Annotated in this window: 15 protein-coding genes; 11 read left to right on the top strand and 4 right to left on the bottom strand. The window is 70.0% G+C overall.

Annotated elements, in window-relative coordinates:
- Positions 1-47: 47 nt before the first annotated feature.
- Complete coding sequence (locus tag ECOMGDLI_RS01980; protein WP_198954447.1) at positions 48-1,520, top strand: hypothetical protein; 1,473 nt, start codon at positions 48-50, stop codon at positions 1,518-1,520.
- Here the strand turns inward: ECOMGDLI_RS01980 and ccsA are convergent.
- The 3 genes from ccsA to ECOMGDLI_RS01965 all read right to left on the bottom strand — a co-directional run bounded on the left by ccsA (position 1,502) and on the right by ECOMGDLI_RS01965 (position 4,668).
- On the bottom strand, positions 1,502-2,101 hold the full coding sequence (gene ccsA, locus ECOMGDLI_RS36245) for a cytochrome c biogenesis protein CcsA (protein ID WP_255395968.1): 600 nt from the start codon (positions 2,099-2,101) through the stop codon (positions 1,502-1,504). The two genes, ECOMGDLI_RS01980 and ccsA, sit on opposite strands and share 19 nt — an antisense overlap.
- 335 nt (positions 2,102-2,436) lie before the next feature.
- Positions 2,437-3,120 carry a TlpA disulfide reductase family protein gene (locus ECOMGDLI_RS01970; RefSeq protein ID WP_233153263.1) on the bottom strand — a complete coding sequence of 228 codons (684 nt, stop codon included), beginning with the start codon at positions 3,118-3,120 and terminating at the stop codon, positions 2,437-2,439.
- 645 nt (positions 3,121-3,765) lie between these two features.
- Positions 3,766-4,668 carry a hypothetical protein gene (locus ECOMGDLI_RS01965; protein WP_088313091.1) on the bottom strand — a complete coding sequence of 301 codons (903 nt, stop codon included), beginning with the start codon at positions 4,666-4,668 and terminating at the stop codon, positions 3,766-3,768.
- Positions 4,669-5,002: 334 nt separating this feature from the next.
- Here ECOMGDLI_RS01965 and ECOMGDLI_RS01960 point away from each other — a divergent pair, with 334 nt between their 5' ends.
- From ECOMGDLI_RS01960 to ECOMGDLI_RS01915, 10 genes are all read left to right on the top strand, one after another.
- Entirely contained in the window at positions 5,003-5,182 is a 180-nt protein-coding gene (locus tag ECOMGDLI_RS01960) for a hypothetical protein (RefSeq protein WP_088313089.1), read from the top strand.
- Between the two features lie 222 nt (positions 5,183-5,404).
- A complete protein-coding gene (locus ECOMGDLI_RS01955) occupies positions 5,405-5,686 on the top strand; it encodes a metal-sensitive transcriptional regulator (RefSeq protein ID WP_088313087.1) in 282 nt (93 codons plus the stop codon).
- Positions 5,687-5,975: 289 nt separating this feature from the next.
- Complete coding sequence (locus tag ECOMGDLI_RS01950; RefSeq protein WP_088313085.1) at positions 5,976-6,395, top strand: DUF302 domain-containing protein; 420 nt, start codon at positions 5,976-5,978, stop codon at positions 6,393-6,395.
- Positions 6,396-6,577: 182 nt separating this feature from the next.
- A complete protein-coding gene (locus tag ECOMGDLI_RS01945; RefSeq protein ID WP_088313120.1) occupies positions 6,578-6,874 on the top strand; it encodes a glutaredoxin in 297 nt (98 codons plus the stop codon).
- A complete protein-coding gene (locus ECOMGDLI_RS01940) occupies positions 6,874-7,851 on the top strand; it encodes a cytochrome c biogenesis CcdA family protein (RefSeq protein ID WP_088313083.1) in 978 nt (325 codons plus the stop codon). The genes ECOMGDLI_RS01945 and ECOMGDLI_RS01940 overlap by 1 nt, the downstream gene beginning before the upstream one ends.
- A complete protein-coding gene (locus ECOMGDLI_RS01935) occupies positions 7,848-8,483 on the top strand; it encodes a peroxiredoxin (protein ID WP_088313081.1) in 636 nt (211 codons plus the stop codon). The genes ECOMGDLI_RS01940 and ECOMGDLI_RS01935 overlap by 4 nt, the downstream gene beginning before the upstream one ends.
- Before the next feature lie 219 nt (positions 8,484-8,702).
- Complete coding sequence (locus ECOMGDLI_RS01930; protein WP_088313079.1) at positions 8,703-10,244, top strand: multicopper oxidase family protein; 1,542 nt, start codon at positions 8,703-8,705, stop codon at positions 10,242-10,244.
- Between the two features lie 104 nt (positions 10,245-10,348).
- The gene (locus ECOMGDLI_RS01925; protein WP_198954445.1) at positions 10,349-10,978 is read left to right on the top strand and encodes a DUF305 domain-containing protein; all 630 of its coding nucleotides are present in this window, start codon (positions 10,349-10,351) and stop codon (positions 10,976-10,978) included.
- Between the two features lie 68 nt (positions 10,979-11,046).
- Positions 11,047-11,706 (top strand): DUF305 domain-containing protein, encoded by a 660-nt coding sequence (locus ECOMGDLI_RS01920; protein WP_255395967.1) that lies wholly within the window; start codon positions 11,047-11,049, stop codon positions 11,704-11,706.
- 152 nt (positions 11,707-11,858) lie between these two features.
- On the top strand, positions 11,859-13,244 hold the full coding sequence (locus tag ECOMGDLI_RS01915; protein WP_143447443.1) for a YibE/F family protein: 1,386 nt from the start codon (positions 11,859-11,861) through the stop codon (positions 13,242-13,244).
- Between the two features lie 16 nt (positions 13,245-13,260).
- Here the strand turns inward: ECOMGDLI_RS01915 and ECOMGDLI_RS01910 are convergent, their stop codons facing one another.
- Positions 13,261-13,542, bottom strand: a complete 282-nt coding sequence (locus ECOMGDLI_RS01910) for an SHOCT domain-containing protein (RefSeq protein ID WP_158220852.1) — start codon at positions 13,540-13,542, stop codon at positions 13,261-13,263.
- Positions 13,543-13,602: the final 60 nt, after the last annotated feature.

The following is a 13,602-nucleotide window of genomic DNA, read 5'->3' as shown; positions in this document are numbered from 1 at the left end:
TCCGGCGGTTCACTGCCGACTACCTCCGCAACGGTGTCAACCTGCTCGTGCTCGTGCTCGTCCCGGCCGTCTTCGTCGTCGTCGCAGCCCCGGCCCTGGCCGATGCATCAGCGATTCTCGGCGGCGCCGGCTCCTCGACCGCGGTCGAAGCAATCACTCCTGGATGGGCGGCCGGATTCCTCATCGCCATCGCGATGTACTTCCAGGTGTCCATCGCCCGCAGCACCGATGTCCGGCTTGCCCAATCCGGCTACCCGCCCTGGCGGATCGTCACCGCCCGCATCGGCACGGGCCTGCTCATCGCGACCGGCGTCAGCGTGGTCGCGGTCCTCGCGCTGATCCTGCGCACCGGGACCGGCATCACCGACCGTACAGTCGCGGGGACGGCGGCCTTCGCCGTGATCTACCTCGGTATCGGAACGGCGGTCGGGGCCACCGTCCCCACAGCGATCAACGGCACCGTCCTCATCCTGTTTATCTGGATCCTCGATGTCTTCTTCGGCCCGTCGATGTCCGCCGCCCAGCAGGTGCCGCTGCGACTGATGCCCACGCACCTGACCACCATGTGGGCCCTCGACCTCCCCACCGACCACGCAACCCCCCTGAGCAACCTGGTCGGGATGGCGACATGGGCCGCGCTGTCCCTGGCCGTCGCCACAGTCCTGCTGCTGCGGATGGTCGGGCCCGTCCGGCACGGCTCGACCTTGCGACGCACGGTTGTCACCGGACGGTTCGCGGCCGACCTCCGCGCAGGGCTACTGGGTCTCGCGCGCACTCCACTCCTGTGGGGCTTGCTCGTCGTCGTCCCCGTCGTCTTCATCACCCTGGCTCGAGCCGTCACCCCCAGCGGGACCACATTCGTCGCCGTCCTCGAGCACGGCCGTTCCGAGCTGCGCAGTTACGACCCGGCACAAATCCACGGCGCGGTGATGGCGCCCATCGCAGTCGCCTCACTCGCCGCACTCGTCGGCCTCTTCCTGGCGCTCGACGACCGCGCCGGAGACCGCAGGCTCGCCCTTGCCGGCGGCGGACGGTTCCTCATCGTCGCGTCCCGGCTGCTCATCATCATCATGGCTGCGCTCGGCGTGACCGCGGTTGCCCTCGCCGTGACCGGAGCACAGTTCACCCCCGGCCGCTGGTTGGTGTACGCGCTCGGCAACGGCCTCGTCGCTGTCACCTACGGACTCATCGGCGTACTCATCGGGCCCCTCTTCGGCCGGGTCGCAGGGGTCTTCGTGGCTTTCCTCGCCCCGTTCCTGGACATCGGGATCAGCCAGAGCCCGATGCTCCACGCCCAGCCCGATCGGTGGGCGGAGTACCTCCCCGGTTACGGGGGTGTCAGGGTTGCCGTCGACGGCGCCCTGACCACTGGGTTCGACCAAGCCGCCGCCCTCGCCGCGGCAACGGCCTGGGTCGCCGTCCTGGCGGCACTCACTCTGTACGTCGTGAGTCGCCAGCTGCCGCACGCGGCAGGCACCCGCGCCGCGTCGGCAGTACCGGCTCAGCTGCCCCCGGCGTAGGAGTGCGGGCCCACGACGAAGACATTCACGATGCCGAAGTTGAACAGGACGGCGGTATACCCCGCCGTGCTCAGATAGGCGGCCTTACGTCCGGTGCAGCCGCGAGTGGCTCTGGCATGCAGACATGCCGCGTGCAGCACCCAGATGATGAAGGACCACACCTCCTTGGGATCCCAACCCCAGTAGCGTCCCCACGCCGCCTCAGCCCAGTTCGCCTCGGTCATCAGCGCCAACGTCACAACGGGAACGCCACCGCGTTGAACTTGTAGGCAGTCTGCTCCAACGCCCGTGCATCCGGGAGGTGCTGCATGAAGCCGTGCGCGGGCATTCTCCCGTTCCGTCGCGGCCGGCCTCTGCCGCGCGCCCGTCCTGGACGGGTTGGAGCGCGCTCGCCGAGAAGCCCAATGTGAACAGCGCCGAAGCGACGAATGCCACCAAGACGTGGATGGCCAGCCCAGCAGCTCTGCAGGGCAGGCTCGAGCTGCCCCGCCTCGGTGTACAGCACCGTCACCGCCAGCCCGAGGGTCAGCACGACGGGACCGACGACGAATGCTCAGAGGTAGCCGCGCTCCCCGCGCCACGACGTCGCAAGGTCGGCCGCCGTCGCCTCGGATGCACCCGAGACCGCGAACTCGTACATGTTTCCCCACGGCGGCCTGCACCGGGGCGGCCGCCCCTGGCCGCCACACCAGCTACGTGAAGCAGGAACGCCAGCCGCGTCAGTGAGCGGGCCACCCCGGCCGCACGCCTGGCCCCAGCCGAGGATGCCGACCCGGACCAGGGGAACACGAGACAGCGGCGCGACAGGGGGAGACCGGGGAGACACGGAGGGCACCGGGTTCCGACGACTCCTCGGTCGCAGCCGCGGCCGGGATCAGCGACACCTCGGGCACGCGCGGGTGTGCACGGCCCAGGTCTACAGCGAACGCGACCAGGGCGAAGGTGTATACGAGAATGGCGGAGTAGACGAGGACGTGGCTCGCCGCCGCGAGCTGTGGACCGCCCACAACGCCGCCTCCGACGCCGGTGCACCCTCGGATCTGGGCGCACCAGGTCGGCTCGCGGCCGGCACACTCGCGCCCGACAGCACGTCGCCGACCAGCCCTTCGACTGTGGTCGCGTCGGTGCCGCCGACGACGCGTGCCGCGATTCGGCCCGCACGGTCCAGGACAAGGGTGGTCGGCACCGCGGCCGCCGGCACCGCACCCCTGAAGGCGAGCAGCAGGGTGCCGTCATCGACCAGGCTGGGATACGTGATGCCGAACCGGACGACGAACGCGCTTGCCGCGGCGGCGTTGTCCCGGGTATCGATCCCGAGGAACTGCACCCCGCGCGGACGCAGGCTGCGATACGCGCGCTCGAGCTCCGGTGCTTCCTTACGGCAGGGCGGGCACCACGAGCCCCAGACGTTCAGCACCACCACGTCGCCCCGGAACTCAGCGATGTCCAGCGAGGCGGAGTCGAGAGTCTTCCCCGACAGGTCGACGGGTTCCGCGCGGGCCGCCGGAGGCACGATCGTCACGGGCCCGTCGGACCCGCCCGCTGCACCGGAACTACCGCAGGCGCCGAGCAGGATGCCCAGGACGGACACGACCGCCACGGTTGCAGTACGGCACGAACGGAATGACATCCACGTCACGTCCCAGCAGCCCTCCGCAGACAGGGGTGATCACGGCTCAACGACCCCGCCGCGTTCACGACCAGACCGATCTCCTACCCCGGATAGTAGTCTAGGCAGGTCTGCTGGACAGAATCGGTACGCCCGAGCCTTGGAGGTGGGACTGATGAGAGGCCAGGCGCTAGCCGTCGCCACCTTGGCGTCTTGGCCCTCGGCTTCCGACGTACTGGGACGCATCGACGGCCGGACGGCGCTGCTCTTGCTCGTCCCTGGCGCGGTGATCGCCATCTGCCTGGCGGTCTGGCTGGCCCGAGGACCGGCCGAGCTGCGGGACCTGCGTACGACCGGACGCCGATCTGCCCACGATCCCGCCAGCACTCATCGGCGCTGCGGCCACGGTGGCGATGGCCACAGTGGCGACGGCGAACGCGATGGGGCGGACCGTGACTCCGCTCCGGGATTCGAGCGCTGAATCACAGGCGGGCGTTCCGCCGGCTGGTACGACGAGCTCCTGGGTTGCCGTGTGGACGTGGCCGCGCGACGGCTCCTCACAGTCAGAAGTGGCGCAGGGTGCGGGCCGGGCGCGCCCACTGCCGGAGCGCAGGTTTCACCGCCAGCGCGCCAAGTTCACCGCCAGAGCACCACGCGGACGAACGTTCGGCCGCCGTCGCTGGAGGAGTCGATGGACTGTGCCGTCGCCACGATCAGCTCGGTGCCCGCGGGGGCGATCGACTGGGTGTCCTGCGGGACCCGCCCGCGCCGCTGCCAGGGCCCACCGAGGCTGGCGGCCGCTAGGGCCTCACCGGTGGGCGTGACTCCGTAGACGCCCTCGGTGGTCCACGCGACGAGGGCCAGGGGTGGGGCGTCGGTCCATGCAGTGAAGGTGGCGCCGCCGTCGCGGCTCATCACGACCGACGACTGCCTCAGCGCCACGAGACGCTTGCCGTCGTCCGGGTCGACGGCGAGGTCTTCCAGCGGGGCGGCACCCCGGGAGACCTGCCAGGTGCGTCCTGCGTCCACCGACCGCCACAGTGCCCCGTCGGCCGCCAGCCCCCAGACCTTGTCATCGGCTGCCTGCAGCTTGTGGAAGTCCACCGAGCCGGTCTGGGAGACCGCGGCCCAGGTGCGGCCGCCGTCTTCGGAGCGGCCCAGCCCGAGCGGGTCCGGGAAGTCGGTCCCCTGGGCGGGGTGTCCGCTGGCGAGCAGGGCCCCTCGGGCCGCGGACAGCGCCATCACGTCGAAGGGTTGATCGCTGATCTTCACCGGCCTGCCGTCGGGGCCGATGCGCAGCAGCCCGCGATGGGTCCCTACGAGGATGCCGCCCTCCGCGCTGGCCAGCGCGTGGACGTGCTCCACCTCGGACAGGGCCGTCGCACCGGCCGACGCCGCGCCGGGGACGTCGCCCGCCCCCGGCGCGTCGTTCTCCCCGGTTGACATGCCGCTGCACGCTGCCACCAGCGTCACGGCCACCAGGCACACACCCGCGGCAGTGATCGACATGCGGAATCGGCGCACGTTCCCCTCCTTCATCGCAACCAGTGAACAACACGGTGACCGACCGCCTGGCGATCGCCCCCTGAGCCGTGAGCCTTCGGCCGTGAACATTCGGCCGGGAACGTTCGGCCGGGAAGAGCACGGTCGTGAGCAACGCCGCCCGGTCCGGGCACCGTTGCAGATGTATCGGCCGCTCCGGCCGCCAACCGCCCAGGCTTCATCGAATCTTCGTCGTGGCCGCGCCGGATCCTCCATGCGCACGCCGGACCGTAGAGGTATCGAAGCGGTGAGCACGGAACCTCACCACGCGACCTGGAGGTGGATCATGCTCGGGTCCTGCACCACGATGGGCATCGGAGGTTGGCTGTTGATGATCGGCCTCTGGGCAGGCTTCGTCGCCGTGGTCGTCTGGGGCGTCTCACGACTGTTCCCCTCGGCCCCGGACGGCGGCCCGACCGCAGCCCTCGCAGAACGGTTCGCAGCAGGTGAGATCGACACGGACACCTACCGCAGCGCCCGCGACGAGCTCATCCGAACCGGACGTGGGTGACCGCGGACTCAACGGCGCACGCGACACCTAGCACGTCGACCACGGGCCGCCTGCTTCGGTGAGGAAGCTGAGGTGGCCTCCATCGCCGGCGGTCGCCGGCTGTGGGTCGCACCGACGGCCGGACCTGCCAGCGCGAGACGGCCCTCCAACTGGAGGACTTGCCGGGTCGCACCAACGTGTAGCACTAGTGCGGAAGACAGTTCTGCGCAACGGGAGGCAGGAATGACCGGATACGTGACCGCCAAGGACGACGTGACTGTGCGGCTGCGTCGCGTCGAGGGGCAGGTCCGTGGCCTCCAGCGCCTCGTCAACCAGGATGCAGGCTGCATCGACGTCCTGACACAGATCGCTGCCGCAACGCGGGCGCTCGAAGCCGTAGCCGTGACGCTCCTCGAGGAGCACCTCCAACTCTGTGTGGAGCAGGCGATCAGGGCCGGAGATGACAGCGCACGGGTTCGGGTCCACGACGCGGCCGAAGCAGTTCGTCGGCTCGTCAGATCCTGACGTGTGGCCCTGACTCCTCAGGACCACACGTCAGGTCCTGACATGGATCGTCGCTCTCGGCCAGGACCTAGAGATGTCAGTTGTCGGCCCCACCCGCCGACCTGTCCCGATCGGCGGAGCCCCGCGAGCGATGTAGCTGCCACCGACCTGTCCACGCAAGGGACCATCACACCCCTTCCGTCGCCGAGCCTCAGCAGCGACTGCCCCGCGGCCGCGGGCCTGCCCACCTGCACGTACTGGCACCAAGCCTCTCGACCCGCTAACGCACCCCGGAAGAACGGACAGGACCATGACCTACGACATCACGGTGACCGTGGATCTCCCCTTCGAGGAGACGCTGAACCGGACCGTCGCCGCGCTGCAGTCCACCGGCTTCGGCGTGATCTCGGATCTCGACATGCACAGCATCTTCGCGACCAAGCTCGGCCAACCCGCCGCGGACGAGTTGGGCGACTACCGGATCCTGGGCGCGTGCAACCCTGGCCTGGCCCAGTCCGCTCTACGCGCCGAGCCGGTCGTCGGCTTGTTGCTGCCGTGCAACGTGGTGGTACGCCGGGGGCCCGGCGCGACTCTCACCACGGTGCAGGCCGTCGACCCGAGCATCATGTCCCAGCTCGGCGCTGGACGTGAGGTGGCACTCACCGCGAGGGATGCGGAGAAGCGGCTGCACGCAGCCTTGTCCGAGCTGAGCCAGCGCTCCTCGAGCTGAGCGGGCACCAAGCCAGGCGGTCCGTCCCTCAGAATCCGGAAGCAGTGTCCATTGGCCTGCCGGGACGGGCGTCGAGACGGCTTCACCAGATCTTGACCGCGCCGTCGGGGGAACCATCACAGCGCGGGTCGAAGGTGAGGGTCAGAAGGCGCTGACGCGCACTGGACGTCATGGAGGCCCCGATGGCCGAACCCCGAACACTGCCGCCCCGACGGGTGACCGTCGTCCATGCCCCGGGCTGTCATTTCTGCGACGACGCCGAAGAGGCGCTGGGCGACCTGGCCCGCGAGTTCGCGCTCGACGTGCGGCTGCTCGATGTCGGTGACCCCCGCGGCGCAGCCCTGGTCGCGGAGCACCACGCTCCGATGTTCCCGCTCGTCCTGGTCGACGAGGCGTTCTTCAGTGCCGGCCGGCTGCCACGCGGCAAGCTGCGCCGTCTGCTGGGGACCGTTGCGAGTCCGGCCGCAGGAGCGCGGTGATGGGCAGCACGCTCCTGACCACGGGCAGCATCCTCGCGGCCTTCTTCGCCGGCGGCGTGGCGCTGTTCGCGCCGTGCTGCATCGTCTTCCTCGCCCCGTCGTACCTGGCCGTGGCGGTGAAGAACCGCCGCTGGCGGCTGCTGCCGCTCACCTTCGTGTTCGCTGCCGGCCTCGCGCTCGTCCTGGTGCCGATCACGCTCGGGATGAGCCTGGTGGCCGCCACCATCGCCAACTACCACGCACCGCTGTACTACACCGGCGGCGTCCTGATGCTGCTGCTCGCCGGATACTCGCTGTCCGGACGGATGTGGAGCCTGCCGTCGTTCCTGCGCGCCCCGGACACCACCGCCGGCGACAGCGGCAGCTTCTTCGCCCTCGGTGTGTTCTCCGGCATCGCGTCGTCCTGCTGCGCCCCCGTCCTGGCCGGCGTGATGACGCTGTCCGCGCTGTCCGGGTCCGCGGTCGGCGGTGTCGTCCTCGGCCTGGCATACGTGTTCGGGATGACGTTCCCGCTGTTCGTGATGGCGCTGGCCTGGGACCGCTACGACCTCGGCTCGAAGCGCTGGATGCGAGCACGGCCACTACGCATCACCGTCGCCGGCCGGACCCTGCGCACCAACACCGTCAACGCCGCCGTCGCCGCGGCCTTCGCCGTCATGGGTGGCTTCGTCATCTACCTCGCGAACAGCGGCCGCATGACCAGCGGGCCAGGCGTCCAGGTCGCGGTCGGACGCCTCCTCACCCGGGTCTTCGCCGGCATCGAGCAGTGGACCGCCGGCGTCCCCGAACCCGTGCTCGGCCTGTTCGTCCTGCTCATCGCCGCCGGCTTCGTGGTCGCCACTCTGCGACCCCGCACCGTGACCGGCGGCAACACCTCGGACACGCCCGACGTGCACGCCGGGTGCGCCCACGACACCGGCACTGACCAGCACACCAGCACGGTGGCGAACATCGGCACGGAAGGACCCCTGTCATGACCAGCGGATCGGCGACCAAGCGCAACGAGGAGCACCGCCAGGCGGTGCTCGCGCATGCCAAGAAGGCCGACCGCCGTGGGCAGCGACGCACACGCCTGCTCAGGGCCGCAGCGGGCCTGGCCGTCCTGGCCGTGCTCGCCGCTGTGGTCACGGCGATGATGCTGACCTCTCGCCCGACGTCGACGACGAGCACCCGGACCGCGCCGGACTTCACCCTGACCGACACCACCGGGCGTCAGGTGCACCTGGGCGACTTCCGCGGCCGGCCGGTCGTCCTCTACTTCAGCGAGGGCGCCGGTTGCGGCTCGTGCCTGCAGCAGATGACCGGCATCGAGAAGGAGAAGGCCGCCTTCGACGCCGCAGGCGTCACCGTCCTCCCGATCGTCATGAACACCCGTGAGCAGATCACCGCGGACATGGCCACCTACGGCGCCACCACGCCGTTCCTGCTGGACGACGGAACCGTGTCCAAGGCGTACGGGACCCTCGGCAAGGGCATGCACGCGGGCCTTCCCGGCCACAGCTTCTTCCTCATCGACGCCGCCGGCGTCCAGCGCTGGTCCGGCGAATACCCCTCGATGTGGCTCGCACCGAGCGACCTGCTCGGCCAGATCCGCAGTCACCTCGCATGACACTGACCCCGACATGACGCCGGGCACCGACAACGTCCCGAACGCGGCGTCCGGCCATCTTCATCGAACCTTGACGCGGCGTTCCGCCTCGTCTTCATATCCCCACGGCACAGTAGGTCGTGGTCAACGGGCCCGATAGTCCGTAACGCCGCCGAGTGTAGGTCGGCAAGCACCCCGAGAGGCCGCTCCAGCGGCAAAATACTGAGGAGGACCACCCCCGTGACGCCGTACGCCCCCGATCGGCGACAAGTCCTCTTCGGGATTCTCGGCGTGGGTGCTGCTGCAGGCCTGACAGCCTGCAGCAGTGGCTCCAGGACGGGTACACCCGGCACAGCCGGCGCACCCAAATCGCTAGAGTCCGCGATCCGCGCGGCCGAGGCCGACCGGACGACGACCGGGAAGATCCGGGCGTTGTCCTTGGTCGCCAGTCCCATCGAGGTCGACCTGGGAGGTCGGACGGTCTCCACCTGGGCCTACGGGGACACGCTGCCCGGCGCGGCCCTGCGGGCCAGGGCCGGTGACCGGGTCAGGGTCACCTTCCGCAACGAGCTGCCCGAGGCGACGAGCGTGCACTGGCACGGGCTGGCCATCCGCAACGACATGGACGGCGTCCCCGGTGTCACCACCCCCGAGGTCGCGGCCGGAGGGTCGTTCGCCTACGACTTCGTCGTCCCCGATCCCGGCACCCACTGGTTCCACCCGCACACCGGCCTGCAGCTCGACCGAGGCCTCTACGCGCCGTTCATCGTCGACGACCCCGCCGAGCCCGGCGACTACGACACCGAATGGGTCGTCGTCCTCGACGACTGGACTGACGGCGTCGGCAAGACCCCCGACCAGATCTACGCCGACCTCAAATCCGGTGCCACCGGCGGCGCCGACAGCGGCGGGATGGGCGGCATGTCCGGCATGAGCTCCGGGTCGAACGGGGGTGACATGTCGGGGATGGGCATGTCAGGAATGGGGATGAGCGAGGGTGACGTCGCCTACCCGTTCTATCTCGTCAACGGCCGCGTCCCGGACGACCCGGACGTCCTGACGGCCAAGCCCGGTCAACGGGTCCGCCTCAGGATCATCAACGCGGCGTCCGACACGATCTTCACCGTCGCCCTCGGTGGGCACGATCTCGTCGTCACTCACACCGACGGGTACCCGGTGAAGCCTACGCGGGCTGCAAGCCTACGGATCGGGATGGGCGAACGCTACGACGCCGTCGTCACCCTCGCCGACGGGGTCTTCCCGTTGGTCGCGTCCCCGTCGGGCAAGGAGGGTCTGGCCAGGGCCCTGGTCCGATCAGGTTCGGGGCAGCCCCCAGCTTTGAGCGCCAGGCCCGGAGAGCTCGACAGCGTCCCACTCACCGCCGACATGCTCACGGTGGCCGCCGGGGCGGCACTGGCAAAACGCTCTCCGGACACCAGCCAAGACCTCGTACTCGCGGGCACGATGTCCCCGTACGCGTGGACAGTCAACGGCGCCGCATACGAGGATTCCGAGCCGTTGAAGATCCGACAGGGGCAGGCGGGGCGGCTACGCATCCGCAACCGCTCGATGATGCCCCACCCCATGCATGTGCACGGCCACACCTTCCAGCTCGGTACCGCCGGTGGCACCGGCCCACGCAAGGACACCGTCCTGGTCCCGGCGATGGGTGGGATCGACGTTGACCTGATCGCGGACAACCCTGGGCGATGGATGGTCCACTGCCACAACACCTACCACGCTGTCGCCGGGATGATGACCCGGCTCGACTACACGACCTGACCGGACCTTGTAAGCCCTTCCGCCAGTGCGTCCCGCCACAGCGTGCGGGACGTCGTCCACCCGAGTGGCACATGCGCCACTGCTGACCCGAGGAGAACCGTCTAGTGACCGTCCGACCGAACCTCCGACGCGCGCTTGTCGTCGTGTCCGGCCTTGCCCTGTCCGCCACTCTCGCCGCGTGCGGCGGGAACATGAGCGGGATGAGTGGCATGAGCAGTAGCAGCGCGGCAGCGGCCGCGCCGTCCTCGTCGGCGGCGGCCGACCCGGCATCCATGCAGGGTGACGTCGAGTTCGCGCAAAGCATGATCCCGCACCACGAGCAGGCGATCGAGATGGCCGACCTGGCGCTGAAGAACGCCTCCAGTGCCCAGGTGAAGGACCTCGCCACCCAGATCAAGGCCGCGCAGGACCCGGAGATCCAGACTATGCGTGGCTGGCTCAAGACGTGGGGCGCCGAGGAGGACATGGCGGGCATGGACCACTCCGGCATGGACATGGGCGGCATGCCCGGGACCATGTCGGACGACGACATGAAGAAGCTGGGAGCCGCCAAGGGCGCCGAGTTCGACCGGATGTGGCTCCAGCTGATGATCGCCCACCACCAGGGTGCGCTGACGATGGCCAACCAGGTGCTCGCGACGACTGCCGACCCGAAGGTCAAGACGCTCGCCGAGGCGATCGTCAGCGGTCAGGCCAAGGAGATCGACACGATGAAGGGCCTGCTGGCAGGCTGACATCGTCCGCGCACATCGTCCCGCGCGTCGTCCGCGGCGGGCGCCGCACCGCCGCGGACGGCGCGCCGGTGTGCTGTCGACGTCAGCGAACCCACGGACCAGGAGCCCTGACCTTGCTCTCCGCCCACACCGTCTTGCGGCGGACTTCAGCCGCGCTGGGAGCCGCCGCGCTTCTGCTGCTCGGCACGCCACTGGCCGGCTGCGGCGCTGCCTCCGGCGGATCCTCGCCGGCTACCGCTGCGGCCACGTCGCTAGACCCGGCTGCGGCCGCCGCCCAGGACGCCGCCTTCGCCGCAGCAATGATCGACCACCACCACCGCACCCTCCAGCTGGTCGGCCTGTCCGCCGAGCACGCCGAGAACCCGGCCATCCTCAGCTACGCCGGTGAGCTGCAGACCCTGCACGAGAACCAGATGGCCGAGCTCGCAGACCTCATGACCGGATGGGGCAAGTCACCCCCGCACATCGAGGGTCACACCGACCTCGGCGACTCCATCCCGGGTGTCCTGGACAAGGCCCAGCTCGCGGCGCTCGTCGCGAGCCCCGCGGCCGAGTTCGAGAAGACGTTCCTGGCGACACTCGTGACCCAGCAGCGCAAGGCCCTGCCGATCGCGCAGAAGGAGCTCCAGCTCGGCGCAGACCCCGTCGCCAAGAAGTACGCACAACAGGTCCTCAACGACGTCAACAACCAGCTCGAGACGCTCAAGACGCTCAGGCAGCCGTCCTGATGACCAGCGCCTGACCAGTAGCGGCCAGCCCCGGTGTTCGATTCGATGACGCAGGAGACGGCATGAGTCACGGACACGGTCATGGCCACCTGTTCCCCCCGCCAGCCGGACAGGACGGCGACGCGGCCGGTCGGGGAGCTGACGAGCGGGGCGTGGCCGTGGGGGACACCCCGGACGGGTTCGTCCCCGGTCGGTGGGCCCGTCCCCGCCGTGCCGCAGCGACACCGCCGGCCCGGCCGGCCGGGCCCGGTGACCGGCGGGACCCGCGGCTGTGGGTGGTCGTCGTGCTCCTCGTCCTGCTGCAGGCAGGCGCGATGGCGGCGCTGTGGCCGCACGGGGAGGACCGCCCCCTCAAGGACCGGGCCAACGCCTACAAGGACGGCATCGGGTTCGTCACCGGCGTCGTGGTCGGCACCCGGCAGGAGAGCTGCGCCGGAGACCCCACCGACCGTCAGGCCGACGGGACCGTCCCGGCCACGACGACCTGCTTCAAAGCCAGCGTGCGCATCGACGAGGACGGACGCACCCGTGTCGTCGAGGTCGGTGTCCCGACCCAGATCACCAGGTCCGGGTTCGGGGTCGGCGACGAGCTGCGGCTCACCCGGTTCCCCGGCGAGACCGGCCAGCCCGCGGACTACGCCTACCTCGACTTCGCCCGCGTCACCCCGATGGTCCTGCTCACCGCCCTGTTCCTGCTGACCGTCGCCCTGGTCGGTCGATGGCGCGGACTTCTTGCGGTGGTCGGGCTGCTCATCGCCTACGCCACCGTGGTCACGTTCGTGCTCCCGGCCCTGCTCGCCGGCAGGAACCCCGTCCTGGTCGGTGCCGTCAGCGCGGGCCTCATCATGAGCGTCATCCTCTACCTGGTCCACGGCCTGTCCAACAAGACCACCACCGCCCTGCTCGGCACCCTCGCCGGGATCTGGGTCACCGCCGGACTGGCGTGGTGGATCTCCTCTGCGGCGCACCTCAACGGGCTGGTCAGCGAGGAGAACTTCACCCTGTCCCGCCTCACCACCGGCGCGGACATCCGAGCGGTCATCCTCTGCGGGATGATCCTCGCCGGGCTCGGCATCCTCAACGACGTCACCATCACCCAGGCCTCCGCCGTCTGGGAGCTCCGCAGCTACGCCGCACACCTCGATGCCCGACAGCTGTTCACCAGCGCCATGCAGATCGGCCGCGACCACATGGCGTCGACGATCTACACCATCGCGTTCGCGTACGCCGGCGTGGCACTGCCCGGACTGCTCCTGGTCGACCTGTACGGCACCCCGGTCACCCAGCTGCTCACCAGCGGCGGCATCGCCGAGGAGATCGCCCGCACCCTCGTCGCATCCATCGGCCTCATCCTCGCCATCCCCCTCACCACCGCCATCGGCGTCGCGATCAGCCACGGCGCGACCCCTGCGAACGACGCAGCGACCACCGGCGCGGCGACCACCAGGGCTGCGCCCTCTGGAGCGGCAGCGCATCAGACTGCGGAGGCGGACCTCGCGAGCAGGCCACGCGCCCGTGGGCGGCGCGCGGCGCTCTGAATCGCAACTCGTCGTGTCAGCGGTTCTTGCGGGCCTCGACGAGGGCTGCGCGCTGTGCCTTGTAGGTGTCGGCGTCGATCTCCCCGGCGGCGAAGCGCCGGTCGAGGACGTCCTCAGGGCGCTCGCGCCCACCGGACCCGCGTGTGCTGCTCGGCGTCGCGAAGCGGACGACGAGCCAGACCAGCGCAGCGACGATCAGCAGCGACGTCAGCCACATGAGCACACCGCCGGAGCCCATCCCGTAGTAGCCGTTCATCATGATGTCCTCCACGCTCGGAACGCCGGCCTGCGGATGCACCGCAGGCTGCGTCGACCGGGCCGTCGGCGTCGCGCCTTCGGCCCGCTGCGTCCACAGTGC

The sequence above is a fragment of the Kineosporia sp. R_H_3 genome, from assembly GCF_002198675.1.
GTDB lineage: Bacteria > Actinomycetota > Actinomycetes > Actinomycetales > Kineosporiaceae > R-H-3.
Note: the sequence above shows the minus strand (reverse complement) of the source record. Positions and strands in the feature narration are given on the sequence as shown.

Coding starts and splice junctions, on each gene's coding strand:
- ECOMGDLI_RS01965 (WP_088313091.1), bottom strand. CDS start 4,668: ATGAAGGAGGGGAACGTGCGCCGATTCCGCATGTCGATCACTGCCGCG.
- ECOMGDLI_RS01960 (WP_088313089.1), top strand. CDS start 5,003: ATGATCGGCCTCTGGGCAGGCTTCGTCGCCGTGGTCGTCTGGGGCGTC.
- ECOMGDLI_RS01955 (WP_088313087.1), top strand. CDS start 5,405: ATGACCGGATACGTGACCGCCAAGGACGACGTGACTGTGCGGCTGCGT.
- ECOMGDLI_RS01950 (WP_088313085.1), top strand. CDS start 5,976: ATGACCTACGACATCACGGTGACCGTGGATCTCCCCTTCGAGGAGACG.
- ECOMGDLI_RS01945 (WP_088313120.1), top strand. CDS start 6,578: ATGGCCGAACCCCGAACACTGCCGCCCCGACGGGTGACCGTCGTCCAT.
- ECOMGDLI_RS01940 (WP_088313083.1), top strand. CDS start 6,874: ATGGGCAGCACGCTCCTGACCACGGGCAGCATCCTCGCGGCCTTCTTC.
- ECOMGDLI_RS01935 (WP_088313081.1), top strand. CDS start 7,848: ATGACCAGCGGATCGGCGACCAAGCGCAACGAGGAGCACCGCCAGGCG.